The 23,802-nt window shown below is 54.6% G+C and carries 25 protein-coding genes and 1 tRNA gene; 6 read left to right on the top strand and 20 right to left on the bottom strand.

Annotation, left to right across the window (positions count from 1 at the left end):
- Positions 1–127: 127 nt before the first annotated feature.
- Genes mepA through prmB form a run of 3 tightly spaced genes read right to left on the bottom strand, consistent with a single transcriptional unit; the run spans position 128 to position 3,025 of the window.
- Entirely contained in the window at positions 128–952 is an 825-nt protein-coding gene (mepA, locus tag WFL93_RS10590; protein WP_336778176.1) for a penicillin-insensitive murein endopeptidase, read from the bottom strand.
- An 8-nt stretch (positions 953–960) separates the two neighbouring features.
- The gene (aroC, locus tag WFL93_RS10585) at positions 961–2,046 is read right to left on the bottom strand and encodes a chorismate synthase (RefSeq protein ID WP_007889217.1); all 1,086 of its coding nucleotides are present in this window, start codon (positions 2,044–2,046) and stop codon (positions 961–963) included.
- 46 nt (positions 2,047–2,092) lie between these two features.
- Positions 2,093–3,025 (bottom strand): 50S ribosomal protein L3 N(5)-glutamine methyltransferase, encoded by a 933-nt coding sequence (prmB, locus tag WFL93_RS10580; RefSeq protein WP_336778078.1) that lies wholly within the window; start codon positions 3,023–3,025, stop codon positions 2,093–2,095.
- A gap of 159 nt (positions 3,026–3,184) precedes the next feature.
- On the opposite strand from prmB, the gene smrB reads away from it, so the two are divergent.
- Positions 3,185–3,733: an endonuclease SmrB gene (gene smrB / locus WFL93_RS10575; protein WP_036620857.1), complete on the top strand. Its 549-nt coding sequence runs from the start codon at positions 3,185–3,187 to the stop codon at positions 3,731–3,733.
- A 48-nt stretch (positions 3,734–3,781) separates the two neighbouring features.
- Here the strand turns inward: smrB and sixA are convergent, their stop codons facing one another.
- From sixA to WFL93_RS10555, 4 genes are all read right to left on the bottom strand, one after another.
- Positions 3,782–4,264 carry a phosphohistidine phosphatase SixA gene (gene sixA, locus WFL93_RS10570; protein ID WP_036620918.1) on the bottom strand — a complete coding sequence of 161 codons (483 nt, stop codon included), beginning with the start codon at positions 4,262–4,264 and terminating at the stop codon, positions 3,782–3,784.
- A gap of 195 nt (positions 4,265–4,459) precedes the next feature.
- Positions 4,460–6,586: a fatty acid oxidation complex subunit alpha FadJ gene (gene fadJ / locus WFL93_RS10565; protein WP_336778077.1), complete on the bottom strand. Its 2,127-nt coding sequence runs from the start codon at positions 6,584–6,586 to the stop codon at positions 4,460–4,462.
- Entirely contained in the window at positions 6,586–7,896 is a 1,311-nt protein-coding gene (fadI, locus tag WFL93_RS10560) for an acetyl-CoA C-acyltransferase FadI (RefSeq protein ID WP_336778076.1), read from the bottom strand. The genes fadJ and fadI overlap by 1 nt, the downstream gene beginning before the upstream one ends.
- 167 nt (positions 7,897–8,063) lie before the next feature.
- Positions 8,064–8,360, bottom strand: coding sequence for a YfcZ/YiiS family protein (locus tag WFL93_RS10555; protein WP_007889205.1), 297 nt, complete (start codon positions 8,358–8,360; stop codon positions 8,064–8,066).
- A 359-nt stretch (positions 8,361–8,719) separates the two neighbouring features.
- On the opposite strand from WFL93_RS10555, the gene fadL reads away from it, so the two are divergent.
- Positions 8,720–10,003, top strand: a complete 1,284-nt coding sequence (fadL, locus tag WFL93_RS10550; RefSeq protein ID WP_007889200.1) for a long-chain fatty acid transporter FadL — start codon at positions 8,720–8,722, stop codon at positions 10,001–10,003.
- Positions 10,004–10,065: 62 nt separating this feature from the next.
- Here the strand turns inward: fadL and mlaA are convergent, their stop codons facing one another.
- The 10 genes from mlaA to ccmA are packed head-to-tail and all read right to left on the bottom strand — an operon-like array spanning position 10,066 to position 17,825.
- A complete protein-coding gene (gene mlaA / locus WFL93_RS10545; RefSeq protein ID WP_007889197.1) occupies positions 10,066–10,833 on the bottom strand; it encodes a phospholipid-binding lipoprotein MlaA in 768 nt (255 codons plus the stop codon).
- Between the two features lie 35 nt (positions 10,834–10,868).
- A complete protein-coding gene (ccmI, locus tag WFL93_RS10540) occupies positions 10,869–12,080 on the bottom strand; it encodes a c-type cytochrome biogenesis protein CcmI (protein ID WP_336778075.1) in 1,212 nt (403 codons plus the stop codon).
- The gene (locus WFL93_RS10535) at positions 12,080–12,535 is read right to left on the bottom strand and encodes a cytochrome c-type biogenesis protein CcmH (protein WP_180822227.1); all 456 of its coding nucleotides are present in this window, start codon (positions 12,533–12,535) and stop codon (positions 12,080–12,082) included. Before WFL93_RS10535 ends, ccmI begins: the two co-directional genes overlap by 1 nt.
- Positions 12,532–13,089 carry a DsbE family thiol:disulfide interchange protein gene (locus WFL93_RS10530; RefSeq protein ID WP_180822228.1) on the bottom strand — a complete coding sequence of 186 codons (558 nt, stop codon included), beginning with the start codon at positions 13,087–13,089 and terminating at the stop codon, positions 12,532–12,534. Before WFL93_RS10530 ends, WFL93_RS10535 begins: the two co-directional genes overlap by 4 nt.
- The gene (locus WFL93_RS10525; RefSeq protein ID WP_336778074.1) at positions 13,086–15,044 is read right to left on the bottom strand and encodes a heme lyase CcmF/NrfE family subunit; all 1,959 of its coding nucleotides are present in this window, start codon (positions 15,042–15,044) and stop codon (positions 13,086–13,088) included. The genes WFL93_RS10530 and WFL93_RS10525 overlap by 4 nt, the downstream gene beginning before the upstream one ends.
- Positions 15,041–15,526, bottom strand: a complete 486-nt coding sequence (gene ccmE / locus WFL93_RS10520) for a cytochrome c maturation protein CcmE (RefSeq protein WP_336778073.1) — start codon at positions 15,524–15,526, stop codon at positions 15,041–15,043. The genes WFL93_RS10525 and ccmE overlap by 4 nt, the downstream gene beginning before the upstream one ends.
- Positions 15,523–15,756, bottom strand: a complete 234-nt coding sequence (gene ccmD, locus WFL93_RS10515; RefSeq protein ID WP_007889184.1) for a heme exporter protein CcmD — start codon at positions 15,754–15,756, stop codon at positions 15,523–15,525. Before ccmD ends, ccmE begins: the two co-directional genes overlap by 4 nt.
- A complete protein-coding gene (locus WFL93_RS10510) occupies positions 15,753–16,493 on the bottom strand; it encodes a heme ABC transporter permease (RefSeq protein ID WP_336778072.1) in 741 nt (246 codons plus the stop codon). Before WFL93_RS10510 ends, ccmD begins: the two co-directional genes overlap by 4 nt.
- Before the next feature lie 58 nt (positions 16,494–16,551).
- Complete coding sequence (gene ccmB / locus WFL93_RS10505; protein ID WP_336778071.1) at positions 16,552–17,211, bottom strand: heme exporter protein CcmB; 660 nt, start codon at positions 17,209–17,211, stop codon at positions 16,552–16,554.
- Positions 17,211–17,825, bottom strand: coding sequence for a cytochrome c biogenesis heme-transporting ATPase CcmA (gene ccmA / locus WFL93_RS10500; protein WP_336778070.1), 615 nt, complete (start codon positions 17,823–17,825; stop codon positions 17,211–17,213). Before ccmA ends, ccmB begins: the two co-directional genes overlap by 1 nt.
- 243 nt (positions 17,826–18,068) lie before the next feature.
- Here ccmA and WFL93_RS10495 point away from each other — a divergent pair, with 243 nt between their 5' ends.
- Both WFL93_RS10495 and WFL93_RS10490 read left to right on the top strand, forming a co-directional pair.
- Entirely contained in the window at positions 18,069–18,983 is a 915-nt protein-coding gene (locus tag WFL93_RS10495; protein ID WP_007889169.1) for a formate/nitrite transporter family protein, read from the top strand.
- 87 nt (positions 18,984–19,070) lie between these two features.
- Positions 19,071–19,145 (top strand) — tRNA-Arg (locus WFL93_RS10490).
- A gap of 20 nt (positions 19,146–19,165) precedes the next feature.
- Here the strand turns inward: WFL93_RS10490 and WFL93_RS10485 are convergent.
- Positions 19,166–19,417: a hypothetical protein gene (locus tag WFL93_RS10485; protein WP_336778069.1), complete on the bottom strand. Its 252-nt coding sequence runs from the start codon at positions 19,415–19,417 to the stop codon at positions 19,166–19,168.
- Positions 19,418–19,600: 183 nt separating this feature from the next.
- Positions 19,601–20,473 (bottom strand): AraC family transcriptional regulator, encoded by an 873-nt coding sequence (locus WFL93_RS10480; protein ID WP_336778175.1) that lies wholly within the window; start codon positions 20,471–20,473, stop codon positions 19,601–19,603.
- Between the two features lie 180 nt (positions 20,474–20,653).
- On the opposite strand from WFL93_RS10480, the gene WFL93_RS10475 reads away from it, so the two are divergent.
- Complete coding sequence (locus WFL93_RS10475) at positions 20,654–21,553, top strand: DMT family transporter (RefSeq protein ID WP_336778068.1); 900 nt, start codon at positions 20,654–20,656, stop codon at positions 21,551–21,553.
- Positions 21,554–21,592: 39 nt separating this feature from the next.
- Here WFL93_RS10475 and WFL93_RS10470 read toward each other — a convergent pair whose 3' ends face one another.
- A complete protein-coding gene (locus tag WFL93_RS10470) occupies positions 21,593–21,832 on the bottom strand; it encodes a hypothetical protein (RefSeq protein ID WP_007889156.1) in 240 nt (79 codons plus the stop codon).
- A 270-nt stretch (positions 21,833–22,102) separates the two neighbouring features.
- Between WFL93_RS10470 and WFL93_RS10465 the strand changes: the two genes are divergently transcribed.
- Positions 22,103–23,320, top strand: a complete 1,218-nt coding sequence (locus WFL93_RS10465) for an L-lactate MFS transporter (protein ID WP_049852923.1) — start codon at positions 22,103–22,105, stop codon at positions 23,318–23,320.
- Positions 23,321–23,802 lie beyond the last annotated feature (482 nt).

The raw sequence follows: 23,802 nt of genomic DNA, 5'->3' as shown, positions 1-23,802 counted from the left end.
CCTCAAATAACCGCGATCCTTTGAGCTGCAGCTGCGTTGGCTGCGCTCGCTCACTCCAGTCACTTACTCAAGTAAGCTCCTGGAGTTGAACGAACTTGCCGCCTTGCTGCAACTCAAATTCTCACAGTTATAGTAAGTGATGGTCTAATAAAGACTGACATGACGGCGGCAATGGCGGCGGCGTCTTTTTCACCGGCGGCGTGCTGCCAGGTTTTTTCGGCAGGAACCAGCTATCCAGCTCGGCACCACAGCCATCGCCTGGCGGCTGTGCGGCTTGATCCTCGCACTCCAGACTGCCGGCCGGACAGCGCAGACGCACGTGCATATGCGCGCGATGGGCAAACCACGGACGCACTTTATTTAACCACGCGCGATCGCTACCCGCATCGGCACACAGCTGCCGTTTAATCGCCGGGTTGACGAAGATACGTGTGACTTCCTCATCTTTCGCTGCCAGTTTAATCAGGCTATCAATTTGGGGTTGCCAGTGACGCGCAATGACCTGCTTATCATCCGCAGAGACCAGATCGAGCGGCTGCGGCTTCAGCAATTGCTGCGCCGTCCAGCGGGTTTTCGGTAGCTGCAGCCAGATATCAACGTCGAGACCGGTTTGATGGCTGGCGTGGCCGCTGCTGAAACGTCCACCTGCTGCCATACCCATATCACCAATCAGCACTTGTCCCAGCTGCAGCTGATGAACCCGGGTACTGAGGCGCTGGATAAAGGCGATGAGATCGGGATGACCGAAATAGCGGCGCTGATCCTGGCGCATCACCTGATAATTTGCTGAGTTAAGCGGCAGCTGTTGCGCACCCACAATACAGCCGTTGGCGAAACCGCCAATCGACTGGGGAGTGCCGGCAATCGGCTGATGGATTTGCTGCCACGGCGTCGCGGCAACGGCGGCCGCACTGCACAACAGCGCGGCACAGGTGATGAGCAGACAGCGCATCATCGGGCTTACCAGCGCGGAACGCTGCTGTTGACGTCACCGTTTTGCGCGCGCTGGCGCAGCAGGTGATCCATCAACACGATCGCCATCATCGCTTCGGCAATCGGTACCGCACGGATGCCGACGCAAGGATCGTGACGACCTTTAGTGATCATCTCCACTTCTTCGCCGTCACGTGTGATGGTGTTGCCTGGCACGGTAATGCTCGACGTTGGTTTCATCGCCAGATTGGCACTGATGGTTTGGCCACTGCTGATGCCGCCTAAAATGCCGCCCGCGTGGTTGCTCTGGAAACCGTTCGCGCGAATTTCATCGCGATGCTGGCTGCCACGCTGGTTGATCACCGCGAAACCGTCGCCGATCTCCACGCCTTTCACCGCGTTGATGCTCATCAGCGCATGCGCCAGATCCGCATCCAGACGATCAAACACCGGCTCGCCTAAGCCCGGCGGCACGTTTTCGGCCAGCACGGTGACTTTGGCACCAATGGAATCGCCCTCTTTTTTCAGGCCGCGCATCAGTTCATCCAGCGCCTCCAGCTTGGATGCATCCGGGCAGAAGAACGGGTTCTCTTCCACGATGCTCCAGTCTTTCAACTCGCAGGCCACGTCGCCAATCTGTGCCAGATAGCCGCGCACCACAATGCCGTGCTTCATCTGCAGATACTTCTTGGCAATTGCACCTGCCGCTACGCGCATCGCGGTTTCACGTGCGGAAGAGCGTCCGCCGCCGCGATAGTCGCGCAGGCCATATTTCTGCTCGTAGGTGTAATCGGCATGACCAGGACGGAACAGATCTTTGATGGTGCCGTAATCCTGCGAACGCTGATCGGTGTTTTCAATCAGCAGGCCGATCGAGGTGCCGGTGGTGACGCCCTCAAACACGCCGGACAAAATTTTCACCTGATCCGGCTCGCGGCGCTGGGTGGTGTAGCGCGAGGTGCCAGGACGACGGCGATCGAGATCGTGCTGAATATCGGCTTCGGTGAGCGGAATGCCGGGTGGCACGCCATCAACGATGCAGCCCAGCGCAATACCATGCGACTCGCCAAAAGTGGTTACGCGAAAAACTTGTCCGATGCTGTTTCCGGCCATGCTGGTTCCTTGTTGCGATGTTGCGGGCGAGCACTCGCCCGCGTATTTAGTCTTTAAAGAATGAGAAGTGATGCTGTGCTGCGACAATTTGCTCACGCGTCAGCATAAACACGCCGTCACCGCCGTTATCGAACTCCAGCCAGGTAAACGGCACATCTGTATATTGATCGATCATGTGCACCATGCTGTTGCCGACTTCGCAAATCAGCACGCCCTGCTCGGTGAGGTATTCTGGCGCACAGGCCAGAATGCGACGCACCAGTTTCAGGCCGTCGCTACCCGCAGCCAGGCCAAGCTCCGGCTCGTGGCGGTATTCGTTCGGCAGATCGTCCATATCTTCCGCATCCACGTAAGGTGGATTGGTGACGATCAGATCGTATTTTACCGGCGGCAAGTTGCGGAACAGATCGGCACGAATCGGCGTGACGTGGTTCAGCAAGCCATGCTCTTCAATGTTCTGCTCGGCGACGGCCAGCGCATCGGTGGAGATATCCACTGCATCCACTTCCGCTTCCGGGAAAGCATAAGCACAGGCAATGGCGATGCAGCCGCTGCCGGTACACATATCAAGGATGTGATTAGGCGAATCACTGATCAAACCGGCAAAACGGTTCTCAATCAGCTCGCCAATCGGTGAACGCGGCACTAATACGCGCTCATCAACGTAAAATTCGTGACCACAGAACCAGGCTTTATTGGTGAGATAAGCCACCGGAATGCGCTCGTTAACGCGGCGAATTACGCGCTCGACAATGCGATGCCGCTCGCTAGCGGTCAGGCGCGCGTTGCGCATATCTTCTGGAATATCCAGCGGCAGCCACAGCGTAGGCAGAACCAGTTGGACTGCTTCGTCCCAGGGATTATCCGTGCCGTGACCGTACCAAATGCCAGCCGCCGAAAAACGGCTGACAGCCCAGCGCAGCATGTCCTGAATGGTGTGCAGTTCATTCACTGCCTCATCGACGAATATCTTGTCCACGTAGCCCTCCGCAGGCCATAAAATCAATCGGCCGATAGTGTGCCACGAAGCCGGGCAGAATTCAGCGCGGCGAGGTGAAAAAGCTGACATTTGTTAACGCTAACGGTTAAGGTATGCCACCGGCTGTTAACCAGCCTTTTCTGAACCCATAACCGAGCCATGAGTAAGAAAACGCCGCTAAGCCAGGACGACCAGGAGATGTTCCGCCAGTTGATGAGTGGAACCCGCAAACTGAAACAGGACACTATCGTACATAAACCGGTGGTGAAAACGCGCGAACGGCCGTTGAAACGTCTGATTTCAGAACAAGCAGATAATAGCCATTACTTCTCTGACGAGTTTCAGCCGCTGTTATCCAGCGAAGGACCGGTGCGTTATGTGCGTGCTGACGTCAGCCATTACGAGCAGAAGAAATTGCGTCGCGGCGATTACACGCCGGAAATCTTTCTCGATTTACATGGCTTAACGCAAATGCAGGCTAAACAGGAACTCGGCGCGTTGATCGCCGCCTGTCGCCGTGAGCATCTGTTCTGCGCCAGCGTGATGACCGGGCACGGCAAACACATTCTCAAGCAGCAAACGCCGCTATGGCTGGCACAGCATCCGCACGTGATGGCATTTCATCAGGCACCGAAAATGTTCGGCGGCGACGCGGCGCTGCTGGTACTGATAGAAGTGGAAGAGTGGCAACCGCCAGAACTGCCGTAAAGGCTGCGGTATATCAGGATAGGGCCGCATTTGCGGCCCACAGAGAGATTAAATTGCTTTGGCCAATTTTGACGGGCTGACCTGCCACTCCAGCTTACCTTCGCAGGCATCTGCATCAAAGTTTACGCAGGCTATCGCTGAGGTGGCGAACATTGGCGGCGCTTCCTGCGGGCAAAGTTCAGACACCAGATAACCCACCAGCGGCAGATGCGAAATCACCAATGCTGACTTAACGCCTTTCTGCGCCAGCGCCTGCAGATAACAGGCCACCATGCCTGGATCGCCACCCGGCGTCAGTTCCGGCAACACATCCTGCCCTTCCGGCAACTTCAGCGTTTCACGTACCGTTGCGAGCGTTTGCTCGGCACGCAAATAGGGACTGACTAAAACCCGATCGATTTCTGGCGTTTTGCCGTTGAGCCAGCTCGCCATTTGACGCGATTCGTCACAGCCACAGAGGGTGAGAGGACGAACTGAATCACTCGCTGCTTCCAGAGCTGCGTCGCCATGACGCATGATAAAAACTTGCATAAAGCACCGCTGTTGTTTGTCGATATCGCCCGGTACCACAGCACCAGACGCTTCATTCTGCGAATGAACGGTGTGTTTTACCCCAATGGCTTCAGTATAGTCAACCGGTTGTTTATTAAATAAGCATATCTCAGAATGGTGCCGCACAAGCCGCTGCGCGTCCACCATACTAACCCGCTGAATCTGTGCGCCTATTCATGATTGTGCAGAAGTGTAAAAATTCGTTTGTTCTTCTGACAATGCAATTAGCACCTCACAAGGCGTAAAACGTTCGCCGTATTGCTGCATTAATGACCTTAATGCTTTAACGATATCGCCAACACTGCGCTGATCCATATAGCGGAACGGCCCACCGAGAAATGGCGGGAAACCGATGCCAAACACGGCAGCGATATCCCCGTCACGCGCGTTGCGGATCACCGTTTCATCCAGGCAACGTGCCGCCTCATTTAGCAGCATCATGACGCAGCGTTCGGCAATTTGCGTTTCGCTCTGCCTCGCCTGCGGCTTGGTGTTCAACAAGCTGTAGATGGACGCATCCGCTTTGCGTTTACCCGGCCAACGCGAGCGTTGATAGAGATAGAAACCTTTGTGGTTTTTGCGCCCTTTCCTGCCGTCAGCGAGAATCGCGTTCGCAGCGGCGGGTGCGCTAAAACGTGCGCCATAAGCCTGCTCGAGAATCGGGCTGATTTTACTGCCGACATCAATTCCTACTTCATCCAGCAGCTGCAGCGGCCCAACCGGGAAACCGAATTTGACCAGCGCACGGTCGATATGCTCGATCGGCTCACCTTCCTGCAAACAGTGCAGTGCTTCATTTATATACGGTGTAAGGATGCGGTTGACGTAAAAGCCAGGACGATCGGCTACAACCACCGCAGTTTTTCCCTGCTGCCGTGCCAGCTGCACCGTATTCGCCAGCGTTTGTGCCGAGGTGTTGGCATGCGGAATCACCTCAACCAGCGGCATTTTGTCTACCGGACTAAAGTAATGCAGGCCGATAACATTTTCGGGACGCTGCGCATTGGCAGCGATATCGCCAATCGGTAATGACGAGGTGTTGGAGGCAAAAATCGTATGCGGCTGGCAATGGCTTTCAATTTCGCTAACCATCTGCTGCTTAAGCGCTAAATCCTCAAACACCGCTTCAATCACCACATCGCGCTGACTAAAACCCTGGTAATCAATACCGCCGCTAATGCGCGCCATGTGCTGCTGACGTTCGGCTGCTTTCAGCTGGCGCCGTTTCACCTTTTTACTCAGCAGATCCCAGCTGTACTCAAGAGCATGATTCACGCCGCTGAGATTGATGTCTTTAATACGCACCGGTAACCCGGCTTTCAACGCCGTAACGCTGGCAATGCCGCCGCCCATCAACCCGCCGCCCAGTACGCCAATCTGTTTTAGCGTTTGCGGTTCGACACTCGCCATCGCCTCTTTCTTTAAAGCGGTTGAGGCGAAAAACAGGCTGCGCAGCGCCGCCGATTCAGGTGTCATCGCCAACTGGCCAAAGGCGCGTGCTTCTGCTTCATGCCCGGCGGCGCTGCCCTGCTCCAGACCGATGCGTACCACCTGCAGAATGCGCTCGGCTGCCGGATAGTTACCCTGGGTTTTGCTGTGGGTTTGACGCTGGGCTAGCGAAAACAGCACCTGACGCGCAATCGGTCCCTGCAGCAGGCGATCGCGGCGCGATAGCTCCCGTGTGCCTTTTCCTTTATGGACGCGTGCAATCGCTGTATCCAGCAGAATCGATTGCGGCACCGCATCGTCAACAATGCCGAGCTTGAGTGCCTGTTTAGCCCGCAGCTGTTTGCCCGTAAGGATTAACGGCAGCGCCTGCTGCACGCCAATCAGCCGTGGCAAACGCTGCGTGCCGCCGGAACCTGGCAGTAAACCGAGCTGTACTTCCGGCAAACCGAGACGCGTTTTGTCATCCAGTGAACAGATGCGCGCATCGCAGGCTAACGCCAGTTCCAGGCCGCCGCCAAGGCAGGCACCGTGAATCGCCGCCACCACCGGAAACGGCAACGCGGCAATCATCGCCATCACATCCTGGCCCTGCTTCGCCAGCGCTTCAGCTTCTTCCGCCGTTTTGCAGCTGGCAATCATGCTGATATCCGCACCGGCAACAAAGTTATCGCGCTTGCCGGAGATCAACACCAAACCCGCCAAATCCTTATGGCTGCGTGCTTCATCCAGCACCGCTTTAATCTGTGGCACAAACTCGGCCTTCAGCGTGTTCATCTTCTCGCCCGGCACATCGATGGTAATCACACCGACGTGGTCAAGACGCATCTGTAAATGAAAAGCAGATTCACTCATTATTCAGCCTCCAGAACCATTGCCGAGCCTAAGCCCCCCGCCGCACAGGCGGTGACTAACCCTAAACCACCGCCGCGCCGCTGCAGTTCATGCAGCGTTTGTGTGATCATGCGCGCGCCGGTCGCGGCAAAGGGATGGCCATAAGCAATTGATCCGCCGAGCACATTAAAACGCTCTTCATTCACTTCGCCTAACGCATGGGGGCGATTCAGCACCTCGCGCGCAAAACGTTCATCGCGGAACATCTTCAGGTTCGCCAGCGTCTGCGCAGCAAAGGCTTCGTGCATGTCAATCAGCGTCAGATCATTTAGCGTGATACCGGCACGATCCAGCGCCAGCGGTGAGGCATACGCCGGACCAAGCAGCATATCCTGCCAGACATCAATGGCGGTGAAAGCGTAGCTGCGCAGATAGCCCAGCGGTTTAATGCCAAGCTCGCGCGCCCGGCCTTCACGCATCAGAATCACCGCCGCCGCGCCATCGGTCAGCGGCGTGCTGTTAGCAGCCGTAACCGACCCGTGGCGACGATCAAACGCCGGGCGCAGTTTGGCGTAATCTGCAGCGCTAGCGTTGAAACGAATATTGTTGTCCTGCTCGATAGGGGCTTTCCACGGTGGCACAAAAGCGGGCATCACCTCCTGCGCCAGCACACCGGATTGCCAGGCGCGCGCCGCATGCTGGTGCGAACGCAGCGCTAACGCGTCCTGCTGTTGGCGCGTGATGCCGTGGCTTTTCGCCATCTGCTCGGCGGTATCGCCCATACGTAGCCCGGTGGAGTACTCCGCCACCGCCGGTGGCACCGGCAACAAATCGCGCGGACGTAAACGACGAAGAATACTGAGTTTCTGGCTAAAGCTGCGCGCTTTATTAAGATCGACCAGGGCACGCGCCAGAGTTTTGCTGACGCCAATCGGTAACACTGAAGAAGAGTCCGCGCCACCGGCAATCGCGGCATCAATGGTGCCTGCCATCAGGCTCTCCGCCACGTTTGCCACCGCCTGGAAGCTGGTGGCGCAGGCACGACTGACGCTATAAGCATCGGTGTGTGCGCTTAATCCGCTGCTCAGGACAATTTCACGCGCGATATTAGGCGCTTCCGGCATCTGCACCACCTGGCCAAACACCAATTGATCGATCACCTCCACCGGCAATTCACTGCGCGCCATCAGTTCACTCACCACCATGCGCCCCAACTCCAGCGCGGGAATACCGTGAAAATCTGTCGCCTGGCGGACAAAAGGCGTGCGCAATCCATGGGTTATGGCGATACGTTCACCCTGACGCGTCAGCAGCGGCTGCGCTTTGCTCATTGCAATCACCTGTAATTTTCGACCAAGGCATCATTGCCAAACAGGTCTGACCTGATCATCAGTGTTAACCAGGTGTTGTTAAGTAGCCAATAACCAGAGGAAAAAAGTGCGAGGGAATACACGAAAAAGAGTTAACGCTGCCGAAGGGGGTTCCGGCAGCGGTGGAATTAGCGTAAGCCGAGCTGGAAAATCAGGGTTTCGGCCTGGCAGGCAAAGGTGAAGTCGATGGTCAGGCGCACCGCGTCGCCCTCTTCAGCAAATTCAGCGTGAATGTCACAGGGATCGGATTCTACCTGACGCGCGCGTTCAGTCAGGTGCGCGAGCATCGCATCCGCCGCATGGCGATCGGCAAATACGCCAGACCAGCTTGCGGTGCAATCGGTGTTATCCATCACGGTACCGACATCTACGCAGCAGCAGGCGGCCGTTTCATTCGCACTACATTTATTAATGGCATCAGTCATGGTTCTCTCCTGACGATAAATTCAACACAATCGGATCATTTTCTGTCGCAAAGTGTACGCCTGCTGCGTTTTCACATCCACGACCACGCCGCTAAGTGACGAATATCACACTAAAAATTGATCCATAACAAAATTGAAAGCTATGTTGAAGGCGAACCGCTAAGATTTTGTTAAGCAGATCTGATTTTATCGATCAAATTAGAAATATCTAAAAAACATTATTGCAACAAATACACAGGTCAGACCTATACTCGTCGCACTGGTCTGATATGTGGTTTTGCCATCAGTCCCTACAATTCGCCGCTCTTTGTTACGCGACGTAACAACGTTAAATAATAAATCTAGATGAGGTTGTGGTCATGAACCATAAAAACCTGTTTGCAAAGTCAGCTGTGGCAGCTGCAGTAACGCTCGTCTGTTCCCATGTTTACGCCGCAGGCTTTCAGCTTAATGAATTTTCAGCAATTGGTTTAGGTCGTGCTTATTCGGGTGAAGGTGCGATGGGTGATACCGCCGCCTCTGCCAGCCGTAACCCGGCAACCATGGCATTAATGGATCGCCCCTCTTTCTCCATCGGCGCGGTTTATATTGATCCCGAAGTAGACATCACCGGTCAGAGCCCATCTGGTCGCAGCCTTGATTCAAAAAATATTGCCCCAAACCAGTGGATTCCCAATATCCACTATGTTCAGCCAATTAACGATCAGTGGTGGATTGGCGCTTCGGCCACTTCCAATTATGGTCTGGCAACCGAATTTAATGATGGCTATACCGCGGGCGGTTACGGCGGTAAAACCGACCTAATGACCGGCAATTTTAATATCAGCACCGCTTATCGACTGAATGAACACTTCAGCTTCGGTATTGGATTTGATGCGGTGTATGCAAAAGCCAAAATTGAGCGTTATGCCGGTGAATCAGGTGCCGCGCTGGGCATTCCCGCCAATACCCAAATTGCCCATTTAAAGGGTGATGAATGGGGCTACGGTTGGAACGCCGGTATTCTATATGAAGTGGATAAAGACAACCGCTTCGGCTTCACCTATCGCTCAGAAGTTAAAATCGACTTTGATGGTGATTACAAAAGCAGCCTGCCAACCTACGTGAACTCTTTGCCGCAGGCGCAGCTGCTCGGCCTGCCTTACGGCACTGGCGGCTCAACCATCCCAGGCTCTCTGACGCTGAATCTGCCAGAGATGTGGGAAGTCTCCGGTTACCACAAAGTCGCACCGCAGTGGGCGGTTCACTACAGCCTGGCGTACACCAGCTGGAGCCAATTCCAGGAGCTGAAAGCCACCGGCAGCAACGGACAAACGTTGTTCTATAAAGATGAAGGGTTCCACGATGCCTATCGTATCGCATTGGGTACCTCTTACTTCTATGACGACAACTGGACCTTCCGTACCGGTATCGCCTTCGATGACAGCCCGGTTCCTGCCGATAAGCGTTCTATCTCCATCCCGGATCAGGATCGTCTATGGCTGAGCGCCGGTGCATCTTACGCATTTAATGAAGATGCCTCGGTAGACGTGGGTGTTTCTTACATGCACGGACAGAAAGTCACCGTCAAAGAGGGCCCCTATACCTTTAACTCTGAAGGTAAGGCCTGGCTGTACGGCGCGAACTTTAACTACAAGTTCTGATGTCTAAATAGATATTAAAAAAAACGGCGACTATCATGTCGCCGTTTTTTATTAAGAATCGATTATTGAGAATCGATGTCCTTAAGATCATCCTGAATCGCGCTGGCGTTCGGATTATCTTCCGGCTTCAGCTTACCGCCGTTGGCGATAAAGTCATGCCGCTGGAAGTAGGCATTACGAATAAAGGCGTAAGGATCTTGTTGCTGGCGCAGGATGGCATCGGAATCCAACAATTGCGCGCGCGTTTCAATACCTTCCAGCGTCCATTTACCCACCGAAATCGGCCAGCTCAGCCAGCTCAGCACCGGATAGAGCGTATCGACGAAGTCACCACCATCTTCACGAATGGTAAAACTGCCGTACGCAGGCAATTCAACATACGGGCCGTAACCCACGCCATAACGACCGAGCGTGCTACCAAAGCGGTGTGGCACTTCACGTGCCAGTTCCGGATTGGCTTTACCTGCCACGTCAATGAAGCCACCCAGCCCTAAAACAGTGTTAAGGAAGAAGCGGGTGAAGTGGATGCCCGCCTGGCGCGGTTCCCCAACCAAAATGGCGTTGACCATGCTGGCAGGTTCTTCCAGGTTACCGAGCACATTGCTCAGGCCGCTGCGTGCCGGTACCGGCACATAATCACGCCAGGCGACCGCCACCGGGCGCAGCACATACGGATCCAGCACGTTGTAGTTGAAGTTAAACATCGTGCGGTTGAAGCCTTCCAACGGATCGCTGCGCTGAGCAGGCTCCGTGTTGTCGGCCGGTTTAGAACTGGCGCAACCTACCAACAATAAACTGGCCAACGCCAAACCGGTCAGGCGGTTATTCATTCTTCTCTCCCTGTGCGGATCAGTAAGGTATCGCTTCAGGGCTGCTGTTGATTAATTTCCACAGCCAATTGCTGATGACCATCCCAGGGTGTGACCGCGCTTAAACCAAACCAGTCGCCAGACTGGGGATTGGCACTGCCGTCGCGCGAAATGCGCACCCTGACTTGCACCTGATGCTGCGCCGAAAGCAGGCGATCGGGCATCATGGCATTGCTGTCATCTAGCGTAAGCGATAACGGGAAGTGGCTCAGCGGTAAACGCTTCACAGCCACAGGCACCGGTGAAACACCGTCAGACACAGAAATATACATCACTCCGCCTTGCGGTAACATTTTTTCTACCTGCGGCGTCAAACTCACCGTCAATGCCAGCTGGCTATTTTGCTGCCCCGCATCGGTTTTCGCTTGTTCAATGCTGCGTTCGATCATGGTGATGCGCCGATCGCCCGGCGGTAATAGTTTCAACATCACCTGCCAGGCGCCAATCGCTTCATTGTACTGCTGCTGCTCAAAGGCGTTAAATGCCAGCAGACTCAACGTGCGCACATCGCTGTGATCGCGTTTCAGCAACTCTTTCAGCATCACGTTGGCCTGGCGGTTGTCCTGCGGATCGCTGGAGCGCGTCAGCACTTCGGCGTAATCCTGCTGCAACTCCAGATTGTCTGGCGCCAGCTGGAGCGCATGTTCAAAAGCCTGGCTGGCATCGGTAGCATTATTCAGCACCATGCCAAGACGACCGAGCATCGCCCAGTCATTGAGATTATTTGCGTCGTTCTGCAGCGAGTTGCGCAGCCCGAGCTGCAAGCGCGCCAGCTCTTCCATGGTTAACGGCTGGGCTTTAGGATCCATGACGCGCGCACGCAAGGCAGGATACTCCTGCTGTACGCTGACAAATGCCGTCTGCTGCGTTAAGCCACCGGTTTTCAAATACATCCCCACCGACACCACCAACAGCACGATGACGCCCGGCAGCAATACCCAACGGCTGCTGTGATGAATAGTGGCTGCATCCTGCTGAGGAACGTCGGTTAACAACGTTTGTTGCAGTTCACGCACCATTTCTGGGCGCTCAGCCACCACGCCCTCTTCTTCATCATGCTCCAGCTCGCGCAGACGCTGTTGATAGAAATCGGTATTGAGGCGATCGCGATCGCCGGTTACGGCTTCGCGCTGACGCCAGCCTGCACGTAGAAACAGCGCGATGGCCGCCAGCAGCAAAATAATCAGGGTAATCCAGAATCCAGTCATTACGGCTTCCCGTCACGCTTGAGTAACGCCGCAAGGCGCTGTTGTTCATTGTCGTCTAATTCGTTCCGCGCTTTGCCGCGCCGATTGCGCAGGATAATAATCACCGCGCCCAGTACCACGAACAGCGCCGGACCAACCCACAAAATCAACGTGGACGGCGTGACCGGCGGCTCATAGGTGACGAAGTTGCCGTAACGCGCCACCATGTAGTCGATGATCTGCTGACGGTTTTCGCCCTGCTTCATCAATTCGTAGACTTTGAGACGCATATCTGCGGCGATCATGGCATTGGAGTCGGCAATGCTGTTGTTCTGGCATTTCGGACAACGTAAGGATGCGGTGAGCTCGCGGTATTGCTCTTCCTGCTGTACCGAGTCGAACTGATAGGTATCAATCGCTGCCCACAGGCTGGTACTGAGCAGAATGCCCGCCAATAAAAGAAGCAGTCGTTTCACGCACCCGCCTCCTTGTTGTATTTGTCCCACAGCGGTTTCACTTCTTCCAGCCAGACGCGATCGTTCATGTCGCCGGCGTGGCGATAGCGGATAATGCCTTTGCCATCGATGAGGAAGGTTTCCGGCGCACCGTAAACCCCCAGATCCAGGCCCAGCATGCCGTTGCCATCATACAGGCTGAGCGCGTAAGGATTGCCCAGCGTGTTTAGCCAGGTCACCGCTTTGCTGCGGTCGTCCTTGTAGTTCAGCCCCACCACGCGAATGCCTTTTTCCGCCAGCGTATTGAGGTATTGATGCTCCGCGCGGCAGGTGGGACACCACGTCGCCCAGACATTCAGCAGAATCGGTTTGCCGTCATTCAGCACCTGTTGATCGTAGATTTTGCCCGGTTGATCGAGCGCCTCAAGTTTGAACACCGGCACAGGTTTGCCGATCAGCGCTGATTCGAGACGCGTTGGATCATCGCCGTTAGCATTGCGCGACAGCTGCCACAGCAGCGCCGTCGCCAGCAGCAGAAACAGAACTAACGGAATAAACAGGATTTTTTTGTTCATGCCAGCTCCTCGCGTTGCGCTTTTTTACGCGAGCGATAGCGCGGATCGAACAAACAGAACAAGCCGCCGACCGCCATAAACACGCCGCCGTACCAGATCCAGCGCACAAAAGGTTTGTAGTAAATGCGTACTGCCCACGAGCCGTCATCCAGCTCTTCGCCGAGTGCCGCATAGAGATCGCGCGTAAAACCTCCGCTGATCGCCGCTTCGGTCATCATGGTACGCGCGGCTGCATAGAAGCGTTTCTCCGCCTGCATCACCGCTTCCGGCTTGCCGTTGCGCGTCACTTCAATAATCGCCTCACCGCCGCTGTAGTTCGGGCCCTGCAGGTTACGAACGCCATGGAAAATGAAGTGATAACTATGAATATCGACGCTATCACCGGCCTTCATGCGCACATCACGCTCAACGCTGTATTGGGTGCTAAACGCGATACCCACCACCGTCACCGCCACGCCAAGATGGCCCAGCACCATGCCCCAATGGCTGCGCGTCAGATGGCGCAGGCCTTTGAAGAAGGAGTGACGATGAGTGGCGCGCTCGTGCAGCTCCATCAATGTCAGCATGATCACCCAGATAGACATCAGCAGCCCGATCACTGTCATTGCTTCGATACGATCCTGCAGCAGCCACGGCAGCGCGATTGAAAGAATCAGCGTGACCAACAAGCCAACGCCAAGACGTTTCCACAATTTTTGCGGCTGATCGCGACGCCAACGCACCAGCGGACCAATGCCGAGCATCAGGGCAAACGGCGCCATCAGCCAGGTGAACATGGTATTAAAGAACGGCTCGCCCACCGAGATACTGCCCAGACCGAGCTGCTTGTGCACCAGCGGTAACAGCGTACCCAGCAACACCACCAGCATCGCCGCAATCAGCAGCACGTTGTTGCCCAGCAGGAAGGATTCGCGTGACCAGATTTCACTCTGCACGCGGCTGCGCACCTGACCACCTTTCAGCGCGTACAACAGCAGCGAACTGCCAATCACGATCACCAGGAACGCGAGAATAAACATGCCGCGCGCCGGGTCCGACGCAAACGAGTGCACCGAAACCAGCACGCCAGAACGTACGAGGAAAGTGCCGAGCAGACTTAACGAGAACGCGGTAATCGCCAGCAGCACCGTCCACGACTTAAAGCTGCCGCGTTTTTCCGTCACCGCCAGCGAGTGCATCAGCGCCGTGCCGGCCAGCCACGGCATAAAGGAGGCGTTTTCGACCGGATCCCAGAACCACCAGCCGCCCCAGCCGAGTTCGTAATAGGCCCATGCGGAACCGAGCACGATGCCAATGGTCAGAAACACCCATGCAGCGGTGGTCCACGGACGTGACCAGCGCGCCCATGCGGTATCCAGTCGACCCGCCATCAGAGAAGCGATAGCAAAAGCGAACGCCACCGAGAAACCAACGTATCCCATATACAGCAGCGGTGGATGGAAGATCAGCCCGATATCCTGCAACATCGGGTTGAGATCGCGCCCATCAATCGGGAAGTTTGGCAAAGTACGGGTAAACGGATTCGAGGTGAGGATGATAAACAGCAGGAAACCGAGGTTAATCATGCCCATCACCGCCAGCACGCGTGCCAGCGCATCCTGCGGCATACCGCGACTGAAAATCGCGACTGCCAGCGTCCAGGTACTTAGCAGCAGCACCCACAGCAGCAGTGAACCTTCGTGCGCGCCCCAGGTTGCAGCAATGCGATAGTAAACCGGCAACAAGGTATTGGAGTTAGTGGCGACATAGCCGACGGTGAAATCATTTACGATAAAAGCGTGAACCAGTACCAGGAAGGCGGCAGTGACGCAAGCGAACATGCCCCACGTCAGCGGACGCGCCATCGCCATCAATCGCGCATCCTGACGCGCGGCGCCCCACAGCGGATAAACACTCAGCAGTAGCGCCAGTCCCAGCGCCAGGCACAGCAAGAAGCTGCCAATTTCCGGCATCATGATTGCGCTCCCGCCTGCTGATAGGCTGTTGCTGGTCCGGTGTGATTCTTCTTCATCGCATCTTCAATTTCCGGCGGCGTGTATTTCTCATCGTGCTTGGCCAGCACCTCTTTGGCGTTCACCAGGTTGCCCTCTGCCAGCACACCTTGCGCGACGACGCCCTGCCCTTCACGGAACAGATCCGGCAGGATGCCTTCGTAGCTGACGCTGACCACGCCATTGGCATCATACAATTTGAAAGAGACCGCCAGCGTGTTGGGATCGCGCTTGACGCTGCCCGGCATCACCATGCCGCCGATGCGCAGACGCTGGCCCGGCTCAGGCTTCTGATGATCTTCGCCCTTGCCGTAAAGAATTTCACTCGGGGTATAAAACAGGTCGATGTTGGAACGCAGCGCATACATTACCAGCGATGTCGCGAGGCCAAGGCCAATCAACACCGCTAGCGCGACATACAGGCGGTTACGACGACGGATATTCACACGGATTCTCCCGCTGCTTCACTGGCAGCTTTTTTCGATTTCGCCGCGCGAATGCGGCGCTCCCTGGCCTGGCGCTGGCGAATATCGGCCAGCAGTCGGCGACGGAACAGCACGGTGTGCAGTACCAGACCGCATAAAGGAATCAAGGTGAGGATGACGGCGAGCCAGACGTAAAAGGCATAGCCGCCCATGGCGAAGAAATCACTCCATGATGCGAAAGCTGGCGTCATGATTGGCGTCCTCCCTGTGCGACGTCAATCGCCCACGGACGATGGCGCTCGGTAAACAGAATCAGGTTACGCAGGCGCATCAAGGTGAGCGCGCCGAACACCAGCAAATAGCCGAGAATCGACCAGCGCAGCGGGGTGCGCATGCTCGGGTCAATCGCCTGCTGCAGAATGCCCGAAGAGCCCTGATGCAAGGTGTTCCACCACTGCACCGAAAAGTGAATGATTGGCAGATTAACCACGCCAACCAGGATCAAGATCCCCGCAGCACGACCGGCAGTGCGACGATCGTCAAACGAGTGGTAGAGCGCGATGACGCCCATATACAGGAACAGCAGCACCAGCTCCGATGTCAGACGCGCATCCCAGATCCACCAGGTGCCCCACATCGGTTTACCCCAGGCGGAACCCGTGACGAGCGCGATAAAGGTAAACACGGCACCGATGGGCGCCATGGCCGCCGACACCAGATCGGCCATCTTCATCTGCCACACCAGGCCGATAAACGCGGCGATTGCCATCGACGCATAGACGCCCATCGACCACATCGCCGCGGGCACGTGAATGTACATAATTCGGAAGCTGTTGCCTTGCTGATAATCCGCTGGCGCAAAGCCGAAGCCCCACACCCAACCGAGCAGCAGCGAAGCAACGCCCAGCACCGCGAACCAGGGAATCAAGCGCCCGCATAGCTGGTAAAGCCGTTCAGGCTTCGCCCACTGATGTAACCATTTCCACATTTTTGCATCGCTCACAATAAACAGAATTCAGGTTTCGGCCGCTCTGGGGCGACACGAATTAATGCAGACTAATACGCAAGGCCGCCGCCGTCGCAAAGGGCGCTAGCGTGGCGCTTAGCGCCAGCATCGCGCCCAGAATCGCCAGATAACCACCAATCGGCAATCCCATGCCGGCGGCATCAATCGCAGCGCTGGCAAAAATTAAAACCGGTATCGATAAGGGCAACACCAGCAAACTGAGTAGTACACCGCCGCGGCGCAGCCCAACGGTCAATCCGGTGCCGATTGCACCAAGGAAACTCAGCGTTGGCGTACCGAGTAATAGCGTCAGCGCCATGGCGCGCCAGCCGGCAAAATTGAGCGACAGCAGTAATGCAGCCAGCGGTGATAATAAAATCAACGGCAGACCGGTAATCAGCCAGTGAGCAATCACTTTGCCCAGCACGGTGACCGGTAGCGGCGTCGGCAACAGAAGTAGTTGCTCAAGCGAACCATCAAGAAAATCATCACGAAACAGCCGTTCCAGCGCCAGCAAGGAGGCCAATAGCGCGGCAACCCACGCGATGCCCGGCGCAATGCGCGCCAGCTGTTGCGGTTCCGGCCCGATACCTAACGGAAACAGTGTGATAACAATCAGGAAAAACCACAGCGGATTGATCACTTCTGCGCCACTGCGAAAAGCGATTTTTAATTCACGCTGAATAACCCGGCCAAGCATCAAGCCCACTCCGCAGTAAGTCGAATTTTACGCACCCGAGCGTGGCTTGCGGGCAGATCCTGATGCGTAGTCAGAATCACCGCTCCACCGTTATCGGCATGAGCGGCGAATCGCGCCATTAATTTTTCTACGCCGCCTTTATCAATGGCGGTCAACGGCTCGTCGAGGATCCACACAGACACCGGGCTGAGCCACAGTCGCGCCAGTGCCACGCGCCGCTGCTGTCCGGCGGAAAGTTGCGCCACCGGCACCTCTTCAAAACCCAGTAAATCCACCTGCTCAAGGGCGTCGAAAATCGCGTTTTCATCGCTGCTACCATGCCAGAAGCGCAGATTCTCCAGCGGAGAGAGTACTGATTTCACTCCCGGGTGATGACCGAGATAGAGCAGATTTTGTTGCCATCTTTCACGCTGTTGCCGAATTGGCCGTGCCTGCCACAAAACTTCGCCCTCTTCTGCGCGGCTTAATCCGGCCAGCAGGCGCAGTAACGAGGTCTTTCCAGCCCCGTTCGGCCCTTCGATTTGCACAATGTCACCCGGTTGCACACGGAAGCTCAATCCATGAAAAAGCGTTCGCTCATCACGAACACATGAAAGATTAATGACTTCGAGCATAGAAGGGAGAATCACAGCAATGAATGAGGCGGCGATAATACCACATTGAATCTGTGGGCCGAAGTCTGTGAGCTGGCTCCCACTTACCCCAAATGGGGTATTCGTGCGCATCAGATCAATAAATCGCTCAAAAAACCACCTTCGTTAAAACTTCGTTACTCTTAATTTGAATCTTCGTAACAAATCGCCCTTGATAAAACCGGCTACGCTTATTACGCATTGGCATTATCACCAGGGGAAAACATGAAACATTCACCATCGATTTCAAACAGTGACAACGATGTAGAGAGCGACGAAAAAGATCAGGGCAAGGAGATTGAAGTCGATGAAGATGCCCTGCCCTCGCAGGCGGCGGCGATTCATGAGGAGATTCGCCACGACGGTGAAAAGGAGTTAGAGCGCGATGGCATGGCACTGCTTTGGTCTGCGGTGGCGGCGGGACTATCGATGAGCGCCTCGCTGATGGCGAAAGGCATTTTTCAGGTCCATTTAAAAGGCGTGCCCGGCGCGTTTTTATTGGAGAACCTGGGTTATACCTTTGGTTTTGTCATTGTGATTATGGCGCGCCAGCAGCTGTTTACCGAGAATACCGTCACCGCCGTTTTGCCGGTGATGCACAAACCTACTGGCAGCAATTTTGCACTGCTGTTGCGTTTATGGTGTGTGGTGCTGCTCGGCAATCTGATTGGTACTGCGCTCGGCGCATTGGCCTTCAATCATATGCCGATATTTGACGATGCTACCCGTCAGGCTTTTACCGCCATCAGCGAAAAAGTGATGGTTAATCCACCGAGCGAAATGTTTGCTAATGCAGTGATCTCCGGCTGGATTATCGCCACCATGGTGTGGATGTTCCCGTATGCCGGCGCGGCGAAAATTGTGGTGATCGTGATGATGACCTGGCTGGTGGCGTTAGGCGATTTGGCGCATATCGTGGTGGGTTCAGTGGAAGTGCTGTATCTGGTGTTTGCCGGAACGCTGCCGTGGTATGAATTCTTCTGGCCATTTGCTCTGCCAACGCTGCTCGGCAATATCACCGGCGGTACGCTGATTTTTGCGCTGATCAGCCATGCACAGATTCGTAATGACATGAGCGAAGCGGCGAAAGCCAAAGCACGAGCGGAGCAGAAGCGTAAAGAGAAGCAAAAACAGGCGTGAGTTTGGTCTTAAATTGCTGATAGATTAAGCAAACAAGCTCGGCATAGTTAAAATCAGGCGCGCGGTGCGCTATACTGCGCGCCCGGCGTCTCCTTAGTTAAATGGATATAACGAGCCCCTCCTAAGGGCTAGTTGCAGGTTCGATTCCTGCAGGGGACACCAGATTTTAATCATTATCCCGCTTAAAATAGCCATCTTGCCAAAGCAAGCGTCATACCAGCGGTACTCATCATGCCCGCCACAATCCATTTGGTCTGTTTGCTCAGCTCCTGATGAATTTTTCCGATCTCCTGATGAATCTTGCCAACCTCCTGATGAAGATCGCTTTTGGTGGCGTAATTAGATTTAATGACTGCAATATCCACTTTCATCGACGACATATTAGTTTTGATGTTGTCGATGTCAGCTTCCAGCTTTGAAACGCGATTTTCCATAATTACGCTTTCCTCTAATATTCCAAGTTAATCAATGCAATGCATGATCTTCTTGCCAGACATCCTACTCCAAAACCATTGAATATTTCACGTTGCAGAGTGGCGAAAATGGTTTTATGAGAGATAAGTTCAGAAAAGAATTGGCTTGCTTGCAGTGGATTACAGCGCTTTAGGGTCAACTCGTTATTTTTTCAGGTCTTGCCGCCATGTGGAAGGCGTGACGCCATGCAATTGACGGAAGCGGTTGCTGAAGTGGCTGGAGGAGTGAAAACCGCAGCGCAATGCGATTTCGGTTAGCGGTAAAGAGCTGAATTTCAGTAACTGTAATGCGGCGTCCATGCGGCGGCGCATCACATATTGATGCGGGGCTTCCCCGACACTGCTTCGGAACATGCGTGCAAAATGATATTCGCTCAACGCCGCTTCGCCAGCTAAATGTGCCAGCGTTAACGGTTGATCTAACTGCGCATCAATATAGGCCATGACTCGTCGCAAAACCGCCGGTGCCAGTCCGCCGCGTACTTGTGGCGCATGCCATTGCACGTCGCTATAACGCTGCAAAAGATGCGTCATCAATAAGGTTGATGCGCTACTGAGCATCAGTTGGTTGGCTGGCTGTTGCCAATCGGTGCTGAGCAGGAAATGGCGATAAAGCTGCGTAATGCGATCGTCCGCGGCAAAGATCTTTTCATGCAGATTGAGCTGCGACGGGCTGCGATCCCAGATCTGTTCGCCAAGATGGCGCAGATGTTCGTCGGTGCAATAGAGATGCACAAACGACAAATCAGCGCGAATATCCCACACCGATTCCACGCCGCTGGGCATTAGGCAAAAGCGATCCGGCCCGCCGCCGTTGCGCCAGCCATGCTGGGTTTTATGCCAGGTTTCGTAGCCGTCAGCGGTATACAGGCTAAGCGTGTGATGATTGCTAAGATTGGTGACGCGATCGCCGCTGTTAAACCAAGCCGCCAGCTTAATGCCGCCCGACAGCTGCACGCTGTCGCGCAATTGCGCTTTGTGGCGTTGTAGCATGTTGAAGGTCTGGTAATCGGCCATGGTAGCTATCACTCGCAGTTCATTAGCGCACAGTGTACGGATCTCGGCGGACAGAAAACAGGTCACAGCAGGACGCGAGGAGAAAAAGCGCAAGATTTTGCAATTGCCGCGCAAAAGCGTGCAAGTTGCGCTGTGCTTTTCACGCCACACTGCGAGCCGGATTCTGTTGGAGATCGCGTTATGAATGTGATGTTGTACCTTGCCGTGGTCATGATTTGGGGCACCACCTGGATCGCCATTTTCCTGCAGCAGGAAGCCGCTGAGACGCCGGTGCTGGTGGCGGTATTTTGGCGCTTTTTACTGGCTTCGCTGGTGATGCTGGCGCTCCTTAAACTGCTGCGTCGCCTGAGAACGCTGGACAAACGCGATCATCTATTCTGTTTGCTTCAAGGCTGCTGCGTATTTGGCTTCAACTTCGTCTGCTTCTATCACGCCGCCGCCTGGATCAGCAGTGGATTGGAGTCGGTCATTTTTTCCATGGCCGTGCTCTACAACGCGCTGAACAGCTGGATTTTCTTCCGCCAACGACCGTCATTTCGCCTGCTGCCCGCTGCGGTACTGGGCCTTGGCGGCATCGTCGCGCTGTTCTGGAATGATATTCAGGCGGCACATCCGGCGCCGCAATTATTATGGGGCGTTGGCCTGAGCGCGCTCGGCACTTTAGGTTTCTCGTTCGGCAATATGATCTCTTTACGCCATCAGCGACGTCAACGTGATGTGCTGACCACCAACAGCTATGCCATGTTTTATGGCGCCATCATCATGGCCGCGCTGGCTTTGCTAAACGGCGATTCACTTGCGCCCGTGCTAAATGTCCATTGGTTGGGTGCCATGAGTTATTTGGCGATTTTTGGATCGGTGCTGGGATTTGGTGCTTACTTCACGCTGGTGGGTCGGATTGGTGCTAGCCAGGCCGCTTACAGCACCTTGCTGTTCCCGCTGGTGGCGCTAACGCTCTCAACGCTTTATGAGGGTTATCACTGGCACAGCAATGCGATTGTGGGATTGGTAATGATACTGGCGGGGAATATGGTGATGTTTGTACGCTGGCCGACTCTGGGACGCTTGCGCACCGCCTGACATAACGAGAGCGGGCATTGCGCCCGCTCTTTTGTTCCTCTAGCGCCAGCCCTGAACGCCGATATTGAGCTGGTGAGGTTTAGTTATGGCTTTTCTGGCAATCCAGTAAAGCAGGACGCGTTCATCATCTTTGTCGCGGTCGGCCATTGCCAGTAATTTCAGCGACAATGTGGATTTATTCACTGGTTGATGCTCATCACTTAACTCGATCACCGCCTGACCGATAATGCAGCAAACCTCATCCTCGCTTGACGCGGATTCATATGCTCGGTCTTTCATATTTCCTCCTCTTGAATGAACTCTAAGCCTGGCAAACATCCCGAGCTTTGCAGGCATAAAGGCGCCATAGATACACCTGGTTACACAAGGTTACCCGCAGTAACCGCTACGCTTATGCTGAAATCCCGCGTTGTCATCGTTATGTCATTCATACCCGCTTCGCTGCATTTCATTCCGTCATCCGGTGCTTTCACGCCCGCACTTCACTCGCCCGTGCGCGAGGCGCTTATTATCTCCACATATTCCGCTTTCTCGCATGAGAGATAAAAAATGAAAACAGCTTTGACCGCGAATTATCAACGTACCCGCACGCTGACGCTTATCGGCACCATTATTACGCAGTTTGCTTTGGGCTCGGTTTATACCTGGAGCCTGTTTAATGGCCCGCTGGCCAATAAGCTGGATGCGCCAATCAGCGAGGTGGCATTCTCGTTCGGTTTACTCAGCCTGGGCCTGGCGATCGCTTCATCGCTAGCCGGAAAACTGCAGGAGCGCTTTGGCGTGCGCAACGTGACCATCGGCGCGGGCATTTTAATGGCAGTGGGATTCTGGCTAACCGCTCATGCCGATAATCTGATGATGCTTTACCTCAGCGCCGGTATTTTAGTCGGCCTTGCGGATGGAGCCGGTTATCTAATGACGCTCTCCAACTGTGTGAAGTGGTTCCCGGAGCGCAAAGGATTAATTTCCGCCTGTTCCATTGGCGCTTACGGTTTGGGCAGTCTTGGTTTTAAATTTATCTGTGGTGCACTGCTAAGCGCGCAAGGTCTGGAGAATACCTTCATGATTTGGGGCGTGCTGGCGATGAGCATGATCATTCTCGGCGCTTTGCTGATGCGTGATGCCCCGATGCAAAAGAGCAGTGGTAATAGCCAGTTGGAGGCGAAGGATTACACGTTAGCGCAATCGGTACGTTTGCCGCAGTACTGGATGCTGGCGCTGATGTTTCTGACCGCTTGCATGAGCGGCTTGTATGTCATTGGTGTGGCAAAAGATATCGGCGAAGGCATGGTTCATCTTAGTGCGCAAACGGCAGCGAATGCAGTTACGGTAATTGCGATTGCCAATCTCAGTGGCCGCCTCATTCTCGGTGTACTGTCGGATAAAATGGCGCGTATTCGTGTCATCACCCTGGCGCAGATTGTCTCGCTGGCCGGCATGAGCATTCTGCTCTTTACCCATATGAGTGAATCCACCTTCTTCCTGTCCCTGGCCTGCGTTGCCTTCAGCTTTGGCGGTACGATTACCGTGTTCCCATCGCTGGTGAGTGATTTCTTTGGTCTGAACAATCTCACCAAGAATTACGGCCTGATTTATCTTGGCTTCGGGATTGGTAGCGTATTGGGTTCATTGGTTGCCTCAGCCTTTGGTGGCTTTACCGTCACCTTCAGCCTGATTATGACCTTGCTGGTGATCTCGCTGGTGCTGTCGCTCAGCATCCGTCTGCCAAATCGTCAAAACGTAGCAGAACCTTTACTGCATAATTGACCTCTCTGGATGCCGCATTTATTTGCGGCATCCTCTCTACACAATTCCTCCATAAAAGGTATTTAATTGAGAACCACTATTATCAAGCCTTGTCTTTCAGAGTATTCGCGTTATTATAATCAGGCATTCAGCTTATTCTGATTGGCTTATTTTACTCGCCGATTTTTTTAGCATTTAATTGAAATACTCCGTAATACATCCAGTAATAAATCTACATTTCCTGCATCTTCACTCCACTATTCCCCTGTAATCTGGCTGTATTGGAACAGAGGAGGACTCTCCATGAAGAAGCTTATTAAGGTCGCATCGGTTGTCGCCATTATGACGATGTTGAGTGGCTGTATTATCGATCATCATCGTGGAGGCGGCCCAGGTTGGGGCCATCATGGTGGAGGAGGTTGGCACCATGGGCATGGCGGTTATGGACACCGCAGATAGTTGGGCAAAGAACACACACAGCACATAATAAGAAAATACAAAAA

Source organism: Pantoea sp. USHLN256 (assembly GCF_037149875.1).
Classification (GTDB): Bacteria; Pseudomonadota; Gammaproteobacteria; order Enterobacterales; family Enterobacteriaceae; genus Pantoea; species Pantoea nemavictus.
The sequence above is the reverse complement of the archived record's forward strand: the minus strand, read 5'-3'. Positions and strand labels throughout refer to the sequence as shown.

Excerpts from the sequence above, each read along its gene's own strand:
- ccmD (WP_007889184.1), bottom strand. The coding sequence starts at position 15,756 with ATGACGCCAGCTTTCGCATCATGGAGTGATTTCTTCGCCATGGGCGGC.
- fadJ (WP_336778077.1), bottom strand. The coding sequence starts at position 6,586 with ATGAGTGAATCTGCTTTTCATTTACAGATGCGTCTTGACCACGTCGGT.
- ccmA (WP_336778070.1), bottom strand. The coding sequence starts at position 17,825 with ATGCTCGAAGTCATTAATCTTTCATGTGTTCGTGATGAGCGAACGCTT.
- mepA (WP_336778176.1), bottom strand. The coding sequence starts at position 952 with ATGCGCTGTCTGCTCATCACCTGTGCCGCGCTGTTGTGCAGTGCGGCC.
- WFL93_RS10465 (WP_049852923.1), top strand. The coding sequence starts at position 22,103 with ATGAAAACAGCTTTGACCGCGAATTATCAACGTACCCGCACGCTGACG.
- mlaA (WP_007889197.1), bottom strand. The coding sequence starts at position 10,833 with ATGAATAACCGCCTGACCGGTTTGGCGTTGGCCAGTTTATTGTTGGTA.
- aroC (WP_007889217.1), bottom strand. The coding sequence starts at position 2,046 with ATGGCCGGAAACAGCATCGGACAAGTTTTTCGCGTAACCACTTTTGGC.
- sixA (WP_036620918.1), bottom strand. The coding sequence starts at position 4,264 with ATGCAAGTTTTTATCATGCGTCATGGCGACGCAGCTCTGGAAGCAGCG.
- ccmI (WP_336778075.1), bottom strand. The coding sequence starts at position 12,080 with ATGACTGGATTCTGGATTACCCTGATTATTTTGCTGCTGGCGGCCATC.
- fadI (WP_336778076.1), bottom strand. The coding sequence starts at position 7,896 with ATGAGCAAAGCGCAGCCGCTGCTGACGCGTCAGGGTGAACGTATCGCC.
- WFL93_RS10530 (WP_180822228.1), bottom strand. The coding sequence starts at position 13,089 with ATGAACAAAAAAATCCTGTTTATTCCGTTAGTTCTGTTTCTGCTGCTG.
- WFL93_RS10475 (WP_336778068.1), top strand. The coding sequence starts at position 20,654 with ATGAATGTGATGTTGTACCTTGCCGTGGTCATGATTTGGGGCACCACC.
- WFL93_RS10525 (WP_336778074.1), bottom strand. The coding sequence starts at position 15,044 with ATGATGCCGGAAATTGGCAGCTTCTTGCTGTGCCTGGCGCTGGGACTG.
- WFL93_RS10495 (WP_007889169.1), top strand. The coding sequence starts at position 18,069 with ATGAAACATTCACCATCGATTTCAAACAGTGACAACGATGTAGAGAGC.
- WFL93_RS10470 (WP_007889156.1), bottom strand. The coding sequence starts at position 21,832 with ATGAAAGACCGAGCATATGAATCCGCGTCAAGCGAGGATGAGGTTTGC.
- WFL93_RS10555 (WP_007889205.1), bottom strand. The coding sequence starts at position 8,360 with ATGACTGATGCCATTAATAAATGTAGTGCGAATGAAACGGCCGCCTGC.
- WFL93_RS10485 (WP_336778069.1), bottom strand. The coding sequence starts at position 19,417 with ATGGAAAATCGCGTTTCAAAGCTGGAAGCTGACATCGACAACATCAAA.
- fadL (WP_007889200.1), top strand. The coding sequence starts at position 8,720 with ATGAACCATAAAAACCTGTTTGCAAAGTCAGCTGTGGCAGCTGCAGTA.
- WFL93_RS10510 (WP_336778072.1), bottom strand. The coding sequence starts at position 16,493 with ATGTGGAAATGGTTACATCAGTGGGCGAAGCCTGAACGGCTTTACCAG.
- smrB (WP_036620857.1), top strand. The coding sequence starts at position 3,185 with ATGAGTAAGAAAACGCCGCTAAGCCAGGACGACCAGGAGATGTTCCGC.
- WFL93_RS10480 (WP_336778175.1), bottom strand. The coding sequence starts at position 20,473 with ATGGCCGATTACCAGACCTTCAACATGCTACAACGCCACAAAGCGCAA.
- ccmB (WP_336778071.1), bottom strand. The coding sequence starts at position 17,211 with ATGCTTGGCCGGGTTATTCAGCGTGAATTAAAAATCGCTTTTCGCAGT.